This is a genomic window from Photobacterium sagamiensis, from assembly GCF_050337085.1.
Classification (GTDB): domain Bacteria; phylum Pseudomonadota; class Gammaproteobacteria; order Enterobacterales; family Vibrionaceae; genus Photobacterium; species Photobacterium sagamiensis.
This window is the reverse complement of the sequence record NZ_JAKJSP010000015.1, coordinates 16,340-29,406: the sequence shown is the minus strand read 5'-3', so window position 1 is coordinate 29,406 and position 13,067 is coordinate 16,340. Positions and strand designations below refer to the sequence as shown.

13 protein-coding genes are annotated in these 13,067 nt (G+C 47.4%); 9 read left to right on the top strand and 4 right to left on the bottom strand.

Annotation, left to right across the window (positions count from 1 at the left end):
• The first annotated feature begins 9 nt into the window (after positions 1-9).
• A complete protein-coding gene (locus L4D76_RS05785) occupies positions 10-1,197 on the top strand; it encodes a BamA/TamA family outer membrane protein (RefSeq protein WP_428440119.1) in 1,188 nt (395 codons plus the stop codon).
• Between the two features lie 57 nt (positions 1,198-1,254).
• On the opposite strand, the gene L4D76_RS05780 is transcribed toward L4D76_RS05785, so the two are convergent.
• A complete protein-coding gene (locus tag L4D76_RS05780; RefSeq protein ID WP_428439986.1) occupies positions 1,255-1,674 on the bottom strand; it encodes a secondary thiamine-phosphate synthase enzyme YjbQ in 420 nt (139 codons plus the stop codon).
• A gap of 282 nt (positions 1,675-1,956) precedes the next feature.
• On the opposite strand from L4D76_RS05780, the gene pgi reads away from it, so the two are divergent.
• Positions 1,957-3,609: a glucose-6-phosphate isomerase gene (gene pgi, locus L4D76_RS05775; protein ID WP_428439985.1), complete on the top strand. Its 1,653-nt coding sequence runs from the start codon at positions 1,957-1,959 to the stop codon at positions 3,607-3,609.
• A gap of 78 nt (positions 3,610-3,687) precedes the next feature.
• Here the strand turns inward: pgi and L4D76_RS05770 are convergent, their stop codons facing one another.
• From L4D76_RS05770 to zur, 3 genes are all read right to left on the bottom strand, one after another.
• Positions 3,688-3,897 carry a cold-shock protein gene (locus tag L4D76_RS05770; RefSeq protein WP_107285297.1) on the bottom strand — a complete coding sequence of 70 codons (210 nt, stop codon included), beginning with the start codon at positions 3,895-3,897 and terminating at the stop codon, positions 3,688-3,690.
• A 306-nt stretch (positions 3,898-4,203) separates the two neighbouring features.
• Positions 4,204-4,665 carry a chemotaxis protein CheX gene (locus L4D76_RS05765; RefSeq protein WP_428439984.1) on the bottom strand — a complete coding sequence of 154 codons (462 nt, stop codon included), beginning with the start codon at positions 4,663-4,665 and terminating at the stop codon, positions 4,204-4,206.
• A 38-nt stretch (positions 4,666-4,703) separates the two neighbouring features.
• Positions 4,704-5,150, bottom strand: a complete 447-nt coding sequence (zur, locus tag L4D76_RS05760) for a zinc uptake transcriptional repressor Zur (protein ID WP_428439983.1) — start codon at positions 5,148-5,150, stop codon at positions 4,704-4,706.
• Positions 5,151-5,912: 762 nt separating this feature from the next.
• Here zur and dusA point away from each other — a divergent pair.
• From dusA to L4D76_RS05725, 7 genes are all read left to right on the top strand, one after another.
• Positions 5,913-6,953, top strand: a complete 1,041-nt coding sequence (gene dusA, locus L4D76_RS05755; RefSeq protein WP_428439982.1) for a tRNA dihydrouridine(20/20a) synthase DusA — start codon at positions 5,913-5,915, stop codon at positions 6,951-6,953.
• A gap of 199 nt (positions 6,954-7,152) precedes the next feature.
• On the top strand, positions 7,153-7,395 hold the full coding sequence (gene pspG / locus L4D76_RS05750; protein ID WP_428439981.1) for an envelope stress response protein PspG: 243 nt from the start codon (positions 7,153-7,155) through the stop codon (positions 7,393-7,395).
• Between the two features lie 146 nt (positions 7,396-7,541).
• On the top strand, positions 7,542-8,171 hold the full coding sequence (locus tag L4D76_RS05745; protein WP_428439980.1) for a TIGR04219 family outer membrane beta-barrel protein: 630 nt from the start codon (positions 7,542-7,544) through the stop codon (positions 8,169-8,171).
• Positions 8,172-8,288: 117 nt separating this feature from the next.
• Positions 8,289-8,522 carry a thymidylate kinase gene (locus tag L4D76_RS05740; RefSeq protein ID WP_428439979.1) on the top strand — a complete coding sequence of 78 codons (234 nt, stop codon included), beginning with the start codon at positions 8,289-8,291 and terminating at the stop codon, positions 8,520-8,522.
• Between the two features lie 169 nt (positions 8,523-8,691).
• On the top strand, positions 8,692-10,509 hold the full coding sequence (locus L4D76_RS05735) for an assimilatory sulfite reductase (NADPH) flavoprotein subunit (protein ID WP_428439978.1): 1,818 nt from the start codon (positions 8,692-8,694) through the stop codon (positions 10,507-10,509).
• Positions 10,509-12,200, top strand: a complete 1,692-nt coding sequence (cysI, locus tag L4D76_RS05730) for an assimilatory sulfite reductase (NADPH) hemoprotein subunit (RefSeq protein WP_428439977.1) — start codon at positions 10,509-10,511, stop codon at positions 12,198-12,200. Before L4D76_RS05735 ends, cysI begins: the two co-directional genes overlap by 1 nt.
• On the top strand, positions 12,193-12,954 hold the full coding sequence (locus tag L4D76_RS05725) for a phosphoadenylyl-sulfate reductase (protein ID WP_428439976.1): 762 nt from the start codon (positions 12,193-12,195) through the stop codon (positions 12,952-12,954). Before cysI ends, L4D76_RS05725 begins: the two co-directional genes overlap by 8 nt.
• Positions 12,955-13,067 lie beyond the last annotated feature (113 nt).

The following is a 13,067-nucleotide window of genomic DNA, read 5'->3' as shown; positions in this document are numbered from 1 at the left end:
TCAGCCCCGCTGTATGCTGATGGCTGGCCGAGCTGGGAGCCAGAAACGGCCGCCGTGCCATTTGCCTTTTCTTCCGATTCGATGGGGTTTGCCGTTGGTGCCGCCGGACTGCTTAAAGGGGCCGGACAGCCGCAAGCTTCGGTGCTGGGGGCGGGGTTACTGTCCGATAAGGGTACATGGTTGACTTACCTGGGCGCGAGTAATTATACCCTTGCCACAGACAGTCGTTGGCTATTTGGTGCAGAGCTGTATTCGGCAGAATTTAAACAGTTCGATTATTATCTCGGGGAGGCAACCGCGAATGATTCCAGCGCAGAGGATGCGACCGTTGCTGATGCCCGGGAAGCACAATACCGGGTGTCAGCCCGTTATATTTTGCCGTTGGGTGCCGCTGGATCGCAAGGGCTGCCAGCCGCTTTAAAACCAAATAGAAAAGTGACCGGGCATTCCCCGTGGACCAGCGGAATATCCTCGTTGGAATTTCGCCCGTTTTATCAAAGCCGTGAATTCGATGATGCAGCGCAGCTGCAACAGAAGGAGTTCAGCGAAGCTGACAGTATATGGGGGCTGGAAACCCGATTTGACTGGGATAACCGTAACAATAGTCGAAATCCGACAGAGGGCAGCCGGAGCCAGTTCAGTGTCACCTATGATCCGGGCAGTTCCGATCATGCAAGCTGGTGGAAGTGGGATCTCAGCCAGAGTTGGTTCTGGGATATCGGAGCCATGGGGGAGCTGATCGATCAGCAAGTGCTTGCTTTTAACTTCTATACTGGTGATACCCCAAGCTGGAACAGCACGGAAACTGTGAATGGTAACGAGATGTTCCGTCGTCCGCCGGATTATGCCGGTACCCGGTTAGGGGGGCTGTATCGTCTGCGTAGCTTCCAGAGTGGCCGTTATGTCGATCGGGCCGCACTGAGCTACAGCATGGAATACCGGATCCTGCCTGACTGGCAGCCGCTGAGTGACTGGCCGGTATTCAATTGGTATGACGTGCCTTGGTGGCAGTGGGTGGCTTTTGCTGATGTTGGCCGGGTTGCCGATGAATATAACCTGGCCGAGCTGCACCAAGACATGAAATGGAGTGCGGGCGGGGCGATTCGTTTCCAGGTTGAAGGTATCGTAGTCCGTGCTGAAATGGCCTGGGGCAGCGAAGATAGCCTGTTCCGGGTGATGATAAACCAGCCGTTCTAAATTAGAGGCGAGTGTCGAGAGTCTAGTGACTCGATACTCGTCCCTCCAAACATATTTTTATTCCCCTTGTATCGTCACCACGATTCGGCGGCTTCCGCCGGCATCTCTGTGTTCCCCTAAGTAAATGCCTTGCCAGGTGCCTAATGCCAGTGTGCCCTCTGAAATGGGAATGCTGATACTGCTGCCAAGTGTCGATGCTTTAATATGAGCAGGCATATCATCATCACCTTCATAGGTATGTTGATAATATGGCGCACACTCTGGGACATAATGATTAAAGTGTGCCTCCATATCGCAGCGAACCGTCGGGTCGGCATTCTCATTAATGGTCAGACTGGCTGAAGTGTGTTGGATAAAAAGATGAACCAAGCCCACCGAGAACGAGTATATTTCAGGGATTTGTTGTTCAATTTCATCGGTTATAAGATGAAACCCTCGCGACCTGGCTTTTAGCTGAATTGTCTTTTGATACCACATAGTGCTTGCCTCTTGGTTTAAGCTCTGCTGCAATCAGAGGGAGTTACTGTAATCATTAGTGATAATAGCGTCTATTATTTACTCTTGGTTTTCGTGACCTGACGCAATGAAGGTAGAGGTGGCTTCAAGTCATAATCTGTCATAAGTTGTAAAATTACAAAAAAAAGGTCTGGCTAAACAGACTGCATACGAATTAACAACATTCGAATATCGGGGATCCATTGGGCAGTAGCTCAAGCTACGCTTAATGGATTGAAAATCTAAAAAATCAGGAACTTCACCATGTTGAAAAACATCAACCCAACGCATACTCAAGCGTGGAAAGCACTGACTGCACACTATGAAGAAGCACAAGATCTGCAACTGAGCGATCTGTTTGCCAATGACAGCGACCGTTTTGCTAAGTTCTCTGCTAAATTCGGTTCTGACATCCTGCTTGATTATTCAAAAAACCTTATCACTGAAGAAACCTTAACCAAGTTATTCGCGCTTGCTGAGCAAACCGAGCTTAAAGCGGCGATTGCTGATCTGTTCAGTGGTGAGAAAATCAACCAGACTGAAGGCCGCGCAGTTTTGCATTCGGCGCTACGTAATCGCAGCAACGCACCCGTCATGGTTGATGGTGAAGATGTCATGCCTAAAATCAATGCCGTACTGGAGAAGATGAAAGGCTTCACTGCACGCATTGTGGATGGCGACTGGAAAGGTTACACCGGTAAAGAAATTACGGATGTGGTGAACATAGGTATTGGTGGTTCTGATCTTGGTCCCTACATGGTCTCTGAAGCATTGGCTGCGTATAAAACACGCCTTAACATGCACTTTGTGTCGAACGTTGATGGTACGCACATTGCTGAAACGCTAAAAGATCTGAACCCGGAAACAACATTGTTCCTGATCGCATCGAAGACGTTCACGACTCAGGAAACAATGACCAATGCACATTCTGCGCGTGACTGGTTCCTGGCGACAGCCGAAGATCCGGCACATGTAGCTAAGCACTTTGCTGCGCTTTCAACTAATGCGGGTTCAGTGTCAGAGTTTGGCATTGATACTGACAACATGTTCGAGTTCTGGGACTGGGTCGGTGGTCGTTATTCGCTATGTTCAGCAATCGGTCTGTCTATTTGCCTGTCAGTTGGTTTCGACAACTTTGTTGAGCTACTGGATGGTGCACACGCAATGGATCAGCACTTTGCACAAGCACCACTTGAAGAGAACCTGCCGGTCATCCTTGCGTTGATCGGTATTTGGTACAACAACTTCCATGGTGCAGAGTCAGAAGCTATTTTACCTTACGATCAGTATCTGCACCGTTTTGCTGCTTACTTCCAGCAGGGCAATATGGAATCAAACGGTAAGTGTGTTGACCGTGGCGGTAACCCAATTGATTATCAGACCGGTCCTATTATCTGGGGTGAGCCTGGTACTAATGGTCAGCACGCTTTCTATCAGCTTATCCACCAGGGTACTAAGCTGATCCCTTGCGATTTTATTGCACCGGCTGTTAGCCACAATCCACTGAGCGATCATCATTCGAAACTGATGGCGAACTTCTTTGCGCAGACTGAAGCACTGGCATTTGGTAAAACCAAAGAGCAAGTGGAAGCGGAATTTGTTGCGGCTGGTAAGTCACAGGATGAAGTGAAAGAGCTTGTACCATTCAAGGTCTTTGACGGTAACCGTCCAACGAACTCAATCCTGATCAAGCAAGTGACGCCAAACGTACTGGGTTCATTGATTGCACTGTACGAGCAGAAGATTTTCACTCAAGGCGTTATCTGGAATATCTTCAGTTTTGATCAGTGGGGCGTTGAGCTAGGCAAGCAACTGGCGAACCAGATTTTACCTGAGCTTAATAATGCGGAAGGTATTTCAAGCCATGACAGCTCTACCAATGGCCTGATCAATGCGTTTAAACAGTGGCGCAGCTAAGTCTTCGTGACTGAGAGCATAAAAACGCCGCACTATGCGGCGTTTTTTTCATCACCATTTTTGTTTCGCAATAGTGAATTAAGACAGGGCGACCACTTCAGTGGCTTGCGGGCCTTTCTGACCATCAGTAACGATAAACTCGACACTTTGGCCTTCACGTAAAGTGCGACGGCCCTGAGCCTGAATTGCACTGAAGTGAACAAAAACATCTTTGCCATTAGCCGCAGAGATAAAACCAAAGCCTTTGTCGTCGTTAAACCATTTTACGGTTCCAGTCAGTTTGCTCATGCTACGTTCTTTCCTTTGAATGAGGGGATATCCTTGCTTTACCCGGTGGAAAAGCAAAATCAGGTGCGGAAAAAGAATCAACCATAAGTGTGCTGATGCTTATTTCGTATATCGAGTCTAGATCGAAAATATGACAGTTAGAAGTGTTTTATTGGCGTTTTTTGATGTCGGTAGACCTTATCTCGATCGGTATTATTGACGTGATAAATTGCAGCGGTACTTCTGAGGGGGGAATGCAAAGAGGATTAATTGCCAGTCAGAAGAAACTCTGACTGGGGCAATAACAAAGAGAAATGAAGAAAAGTATTAATCGAAACAGATTTCGATAAATGCTTTACCGTATTCTGAATCGAAAGGCATGATAATGATGGCTCCATCGCATTTATGTGTGATGGTGTGGCCCCGGCCAGAAACAACTGCGGGTGTTGCCATGTCAAAATCATAACCTTTATCGGCCAGAGTGCGTTTCGCTCCACCGGTGACCATATTGGTAATTTCACCCACCATATCGGTGACTTCCTCATTGATGCCATTCGGACGTTCACCCAGCATACGCTGCATAATTTCCAGCGCTAAGCGCTCATCAAAGGTGATCGACATAGAACCTTTGGTTTGAGGTCCAATCAGGCCAATTAAGCCCGATACGTCGCCGCGGGCCACTTCATCTTTCTTGATGCGTGGTTTTTGGGGGGCTAACTCCATAGACGCCATGGTCTTTAGTACATTCAGGAGTGAAGCTAAGAAAGGGTTTACGAATTCTGCTCGCATAGTTACTTTATGACTGTATCTGAATATTTAAAAAATGATTATTTGCTGTTTTGACACTTGTGGCAAATACCGTGACTTTCTACGACATGATGATTAATGCTGAAGCCGTATTTTTCCGCCTTCTGGCGAAGCAATTTTGCCAAATCATCGTCATGGCACTCTTCTACAGTACTGCATTCATCGCAGATAAGCAGCTGTGAACAGTGATCCGCATGGCCTAAAACACAACAGGCAATATAGCTGTTAGTTGATTCTACTTTATGAATAAACCCTTGGGTCAAGAGAAAATCCAGTGCGCGATATACCGTTGGTGGCTTTGCTTGCGGTTCTGTGACTCTGAGCAAATCTAACAACTCGTAAGCACTGATAGAGCAGTGGTGTTCAATAATTAGCTCAAGTACTTTTAGCCTCTGAGGGGTAAGCCTAACTCCTCGTTGCTCGCAAAGCTGTCGCGCTTTATCCAGCAGTTGCGTTTGATTTGTCATAAAACCTCAAAAAACGGTGGTAAGTCCAGTAGTTTACCATAGCATTCAATAAACGTATCTCGGTTCGATAAATTCTACGAAGACATGGCGGGCATTTCGAGTGTTAGATCACGCAATTAGTTTAGTATGAGTCGTTGAAGCTCTGTTGAAATTTGATATTTGCATAATAAAGGCACAGTTAGTGCGTGATGCTGGCCGGATATGCAAACAAGCCTTCCTGTACATCTTTTGATGCCATATTCACCTAAAAGCTTCCCGGCATCGATGGCTTCTCCATAGTCATACCTCTAACGTATTGAATTTTTACATTTTAAATCGAATGATCAGCTTTTGGCCTATTGGTGACCAAAAGCTGTAAATGCTGTACGGATGGAAAGGGTGATGTAAAAAGCACCTAAATAACAACGTGTTAAGTTATAAAGCAAAAAGATGGTGATGTTCTTTTTACTCTTTGCCGCTGTTCGTTTTGTGAGCGCTTGACATGTGTAATGTGGTTTTCCCGTTGTTTTGCTCATATGCATTTTCAATGCTTATATGTGTCATCGTCATTGCCCCTATGTTGCTCTCCTTATTTGGGCTTGTGTCCGTAATGGGGTAGAATCCGCTCTCTTTGATAAAAGTTAACCACCGGTGGGTGGTTATTCGGCGGATTTAAGCGACGATTATCGGCGCTTAATAGGATGCTGACGGAAGATTTTTTGGGGCACTTTTGTGAGCCCAAGGGGTCACAAATAGGTAAAACGGGTCAAAATGAGGTTTTCGATGCCAAATAGTGCTGTTGCAAATTGCGACGATTTACAATCAGAACAAACACTTAAGGGTGAGTTTCCCTCATGTCGTTTTTCCGTCGCTCCAATGCTCGATTGGACGGATCGCCATTGCCGTTATTTTCATCGTCTGCTGAGTGAGCACGCGCTGCTTTATACAGAGATGGTGACAACCGGCGCGATCATTCACGGTAAAGGGGATTATCTGGCGTATAACGACGAAGAGCATCCGCTGGCACTGCAGCTGGGTGGCTCTAATCCGGCGGATCTTGCACATTGTGCCAAACTGGCGCAACAACGTGGCTATGATGAAGTTAACCTGAATGTCGGTTGCCCGTCTGATCGTGTACAGAACGGCCGTTTTGGCGCTTGCCTGATGGGCGAAGCGGAGCTGGTGGCTCTGTGTGTGTCAGCAATGCGCGAAGTGGTTGATATTCCTGTTACGGTGAAAACCCGTATTGGTATTGACGAGCAGGATTCTTACCAGTTCCTGACCGACTTCATCGGTACGGTCAGCGAAAAAGGCGGTTGTGATGATTTCACCATCCATGCCCGTAAAGCTTGGCTGAAGGGCCTGAGTCCGAAAGAGAACCGTGAAATCCCACCGCTGGACTATCCACGCGTTTATCAGCTCAAGCGAGATTTCCCCCACCTGACCATGGCCGTTAATGGTGGCGTAAAAACACTGGCAGAGATTGAAGCTCATCTGGAGCATCTTGATGGGGTGATGGTTGGTCGCGAAGCCTATCAGAACCCATACATGATGGCCGAGCTTGATCAGCGTTTGTTTGGCGGTAATAAGCCAGTGAAAAAACGTCGTGAAGTGGTGGAAGCCATGTATCCGTATATTGAGCGTCAGCTGGCGAACGGCTCTTACCTCAATCACATTTCCCGTCATATGCTGGGTCTGTTCCAGAATATGCCGGGTGCCCGCCAATGGCGTCGCCATATTAGCGAAAATGCCCACAAGCCTGGCGCAGGGTTAGAAGTGCTGCAGCAGGCTATGGATAAAATCCCTGCGCATTTAGATGTCTGACAGAGAGCACTAACTGTAAGTGGTAGTGGCCTGGTACACCATTCGGGATGGTGAATTTGACTAACAAAGTGAAGCGTGATCTTAATAAAGGGTTGCGCTTTTTTTGTATCTGTCTGATTTACATGGAATTTGAGTGTTTTATATTTCTGGCCTGCTTTGTGCAAATATCTCAGAGAGTTGACAATATAAAGGAAAGGGTATGATTGAGTTTCTATTTCTAATCGTTTTTGCAGTGGTGCTGGTCTTTACCGGTATCAGTATGTTGGGTGTCGTGTTGGCAGTAATGGCCGGCTTTGCCATTATGGCGGTGGCAGGCATGATCGGTGTGGTGATTAAGTTGTTGCCCTGGATCATTTTGATTGCCGTTGTGGTCTGGTTTTACCGGAAACGAAAAACAGAACCGTGTCACCGCACGCAGCCGCGTTGCAGACGCCGTTATTAATGGTACCAATGTTGCATTGTTGACATACAGCATTGATTTTTTTGTGCTTAATATTTCAGCAATGCGAATGAGGTGCGGTTTTCTTATATCGCATCTGGTATAGTCTTCGCCAATTTTTAAAATACTAATGAGAGCGGAGACTCGGCATGAAAAAACTCATTCTTTCCGCTGCAGCGGTTGCTGTAGCTTTTGCTGTTCCTGCGCAAGCAGCAACCCTGTTAGGGGCTAAAGTCGGAGCAGATGCATGGTTTACAGATGCAAAAGTGAACAACGTAAACAATGGCGATGATACTGCGGCCTCACTGTACGTTGCTGTCGAGCATTTTATCCCACTAGTGCCGAATCTACGTATTCGTTATAACGATATTGATACGGGTTCAGTCGCGTTCGGCCAGACAGACTACACCGCATACTATGAAATTTTGGACAATGACGCCGTCGCTTTTGATATCGGTTTGACAGTGTCAAAATTCAATGCGGGTAAATTTGAAGGCGAGAGCTTCAGCGAGTGGCAGCCAAGCCTGTACGGAAATGTTGAGGTGGGCCTTCCGATGACGCCTGTATCTGTGTTTGGTGATCTGAACTTTGGTAGCTACGACAGTACAAGCACTGTTGATGGCCAGGCCGGCGTTAAGTGGACACTGCCTTTAATTGCCGCCGATCTTAACCTGCGTGCAGGCTATCGTGTGATGGATTATGACTTTGACTTCATTAAAAACAGTGATGGCAAAGTTAAGCTAGATGGTTGGTTTGCGGGTATCGAAATCGACATCTAAGCTTCTGCGAGAGCGATGTATTCAAACAAGCCACGATTTTTCGTGGCTTTTTTGTTGCCTGTTTTCCTGCTTTTGTACCATTTTTAATAAGTAAGGTATTTATCAGGAAGCGGGCTTATGACATTAACTGAATTACAACGCTTATATGCTGCCAGCGATTTAGTTGAAGCTGTCATTGAGCCTTCGATCCAGGCGAATGGATGGATTGTTGAATTTCGCCATCGCCGTGGCGGGCTGGTACCTTTAACGGATGGTGCCGGCAGTGAAAAGTGCTATCACGATATTGATACTGCCACTGAAAGGGCATTTGAAGTCGGCTTTCATCAGGTGCGTATCGCCGATACTTTCTAATGTTAACTTTGCTGTTGATATGGTTGTTTTCTGACTTAATAGTCTGTTAGGTCAGCCATCCCCGCGCTTCAATCATACTAAAAGTTATAAAACATTCTTATCTATTCTTTCTTGTTATGGCCTTGAGTCGCTAATCTAATATGACGCAATATATAGGGATCGTCGTGTCATGTTACTTAAGGAACTCTCGGCTATAGCCAGCCCCCTCAATGATCAACAAATCGATCAACTACAGCAAGCAGCCGCTGAATCATCACCGCAGCAACTCGCGTGGATCAGTGGTTACTTCTGGGGGTTAAGCCAAACTCAGACGGCTGGTCATCTTCAGCCTGTTACACAACCAGGAACATCAGTTGCTGCACACCCTGCTGGTAAGTTAACCATTATCTATGCTTCACAGACGGGCAATGCCAAAGGGGTAGCAGAAACGCTGAAAGAAGAAGCGACAACGGCAGGTATTGCAGTTGAGCTGTTCTCGGCGGGTGATTACAAAGGTAAGAATCTGGCGAAAGCCACCCATGTCATCATTGTTGCTTCAACGCACGGCGAGGGGGAAGCCCCGGATGATGCAATCGAATTGCACGAATTCTTACAGTCTAAGAAAGCCCCTAAACTGTCTGATCTGCAGTATGCAGTGATTGGGCTGGGTGATTCGAGCTATGAGTACTTTTGCCAGACTGCAAAAGATTTCGATGGTTTCCTGAGTAAGCTTGGCGCTAAGCCAATGTTAGATCGCCTTGACTGTGACGTTGACTATGACGCGCCTGTCGCTGAATGGCGTGCGAAGGCACTGGATAAAATTCAGGAAACGCTATCGAGCGGTGATGCTGAAGTGGTGCAACTGCCGGTTGGCCAGGCTCAGCAGGCTCCATCACACTATTCCAAGCAAAAACCGTATGCGGCCACCTTACTGACTAGCCAGAAAATTACGGGTCGTCGTTCGGGAAAAGATGTGCGTCATATTGAAATTGATCTGGAAGATTCCGGCTTAACCTACCAACCAGGCGATGCGCTGGGCGTTTGGTATGAAAATGATGCCGCTTTGGCGGCTGCTATCCTGGCTAAAGCTGGCTTGAGCGGAGAGGAAACGGTAGAAGTCGATGGTGACAAGCTGAGCTTAAAGCAAGCCCTGATCAGTAATTATGAAATTACGGCAGCCAATCCGCAGTTGGTCACCAAGTTTGCTCAACTGTCTGGCAGTAAAAAGCTGGAGAAGCTGGTCGCAGACAAAGACAAGTTACGTGAATATGCGGGTAATACTCAGCTTGTTGATGTGCTGGCAGAAAAGAAAACTCAGCTCAGTGCAGAGCAACTTACCGGTTTACTCCGTCGCCTGACGCCACGCTTGTATTCTATTGCTTCCAGTCAGGAAGAAGTGGGGGAAGAAGTTCATCTGACCGTGGGTGTGGTTGAGTATGAAAAAGGGGGTGAAAGCCGCTTGGGTGGCGCATCTAGCTTCTTATCTCATCGCCTTGCAGAAGGTGATAGCGTCAAGGTGTTTGTTGAATCCAATAATCACTTTAAATTACCGGCTGATGATAATACTCCGGTGATCATGATTGGCCCGGGTACCGGTATTGCACCATTCCGTGCTTTTATTCAAGAGCGTGAAAATCGCGACGCAGAAGGTAAAAACTGGCTGTTCTTTGGTGATCGCACCTTTACTGAAGATTTTCTCTATCAGGTGGAATGGCAGAAGTACCTGAAATCGGGAGTGGTTAATCAGCTCGATGTCGCATTCAGTCGCGATCAGAAAGAAAAAGTGTATGTTCAGCATCGGGTGCTGGAGCAGGCTGAGCAAGTCTGGCAGTGGTTGCAGGACGGGGCGCATGTCTATGTGTGTGGTGATGCCACCCATATGGCGAAAGATGTCCATGAAGCCTTGATCTCTGTAATTGAACAACAAGGTAACCAAGACCGGGAACAGGCAGAGCAGTATCTTAATGATCTGCGAAAGAATAAGCGTTATCAGAGGGATGTGTACTAATGACTGAGCAAAAATTATCAGATAACGAACGCCTGAAGCGCGAAAGTAATTTTCTACGGGGTACGATCGCAAAGGACTTGCAAGATCGTACAACCGGGGGGTTTACTGCCGATAATTTCCAGTTAATTCGCTTCCATGGTATGTACCAGCAGGATGATCGTGATATCCGTGCCGAGCGTGCTAAGCAAAAGCTGGAGCCCTTACACAATGTGATGCTTCGTGCCCGTATGCCAGGGGGTATTATTACTCCGAAGCAGTGGTTGGCGATCGACAAGTTTGCCGAAGAACACAGCCTGTACGGTAGCATTCGCTTGACCACCCGTCAGACTTTTCAATTCCATGGGGTGTTGAAGCCTGATATTAAACTGATGCACCAGACGTTAAATAAGATTGGTATTGATTCAATTGCCACTGCGGGTGATGTAAACCGTAACGTGCTGTGTACCTCCAATCCGGTAGAGTCAGAGCTGCACCAGGAAGCCTATGAGTGGGCGAAAAAGATCAGTGAACATCTGCTGCCGAAAACCCGCGCTTATGCTGAAATTTGGCTTGATGGTGAAAAGGTTGAAGGCGGCGATGAAGAGCCAATTCTAGGCAGTACTTATCTGCCACGGAAATTTAAAACCACGGTGGTTATTCCGCCACAGAACGATATCGATGTTCATGCCAATGATCTGAACTTTGTCGCCATTGCTGACAACGGTAAATTAATTGGTTTTAATGTGCTGGTGGGTGGTGGTCTGGCGATGACCCATGGTGATACATCGACCTATCCGCGCAAGGCTGATGACTTTGGTTTTATCCCATTAGACAAAACGCTGGATGTGGCGGCTGCGGTGGTTACTACGCAGCGTGATTGGGGTAACCGCTCTAATCGTAAGAATGCTAAAACGAAATACACCCTGGATCGTGTCGGTGTTGATGTCTTTAAGGCGGAAGTTGAAAACCGTGCCGGAGTGCAATTTGAAGCAAGCCGCCCTTACGAATTTACCGAAAGGGGCGATCGTATTGGTTGGGTTGCAGGCATTGATGGCAAGCACCACTTAGCGTTGTTCATTGAAAATGGTCGTTTGCTGGATTATCCGGGCAAACCACTCAAAACCGGTGTCGCTGAGATAGCCAAAGTCCATAAAGGCGATTTCCGTATGACCGCCAATCAAAATCTGATTGTGGCGGGGGTACCGGCTGAGGACAAAGCTCGGATCGAGCAGATCGCACGCGATCATGGCTTGATCGACGATGGCGTCAGCGAGCAACGTAAAAACTCGATGGCCTGCGTCGCTTTCCCGACCTGCCCTCTGGCAATGGCTGAAGCGGAACGTTTTCTGCCTCAGTTTGTGACTGATGTTGAGGCGGTACTGGAAAAACACGGCTTAACGAAAGATGAGAATATCATTCTGCGGGTAACGGGTTGCCCTAATGGTTGTGGACGCGCAATGTTGGCCGAAATCGGATTAGTCGGTAAAGCACCGGGTCGTTATAACGTCCATTTAGGCGGTAACCGTAATGGTACCCGTGTACCGAAAATGTACCGGGAAAATATCACGGTGCCACAAATTATGGATGAGATCGATCTGCTGGTAGGCCGCTGGGCCACTGAGCGTGAAGACGGTGAAGACTTTGGTGATTTCACTATCCGAGCCGGCATCATTGAACCTGTTCTCGTATCAAAGAGGGATTTTTATGCCTAATTATGCATTAGCGGATTTGCTGCAAAAAACGAAGGTTGAGCAGATCCTTCAATTGGCTGAGATTAATGCTGACTTAGAGGCACTTTCTGCACCGGACAGGGTTCGCTGGGCACTGGAAAACCTTGGCGGCGAATTTGCTCTTGCATCAAGTTTTGGTATCCAATCTGCTGTGATGTTGCACCTGGTGACTCAGGAAGCGCCCAATGTTCCGGTGATCCTGACTGATACCGGCTACCTGTTTAAGGAAACCTATCAGTTTATCGATCAGCTGACAGAGCGCTTATCGCTGAATCTGCATGTCTACCGTGCACAAACCAGTGCGGCATGGCAGGAAGCCCGCTATGGTCAGTTATGGGATCAGGGCGTCGACGGTATTAAGCAATATAACCGGCTCAATAAAGTCGAACCGATGCGTCGGGCGCTGGATGAGCTGAATGTGAACGCATGGTTCTCGGGTTTACGTCGCGAGCAGTCGAGTTCACGTGCATCGCTGCCGGTACTGGCGATTCAAAATGGTGTGTTCAAATTTTTGCCTCTGATTGACTGGAGTGATAAGGACATTCACCACTACCTGACCCAGCATACATTGCCTTATCACCCATTACGGGAAGAAGGTTATTTATCCGTTGGCGATACCCATACCACACGTAAGTGGGAACCCGGAATGAAGGAAGAAGAAACCCGTTTCTTTGGTCTTAAACGCGAATGTGGTTTGCATGAAGATGATGTCGAGTCCGGTGGTTCCGGTATCTAATGCTTAAATAACGTATCCAATGTGGCGTAAAAAGATGAAAGCCTTATCTGGCCTGCAAGGGTGATGAAGATAAGGCTTTTTTATTATTTTCATTAATTTACCTTACGCTGACA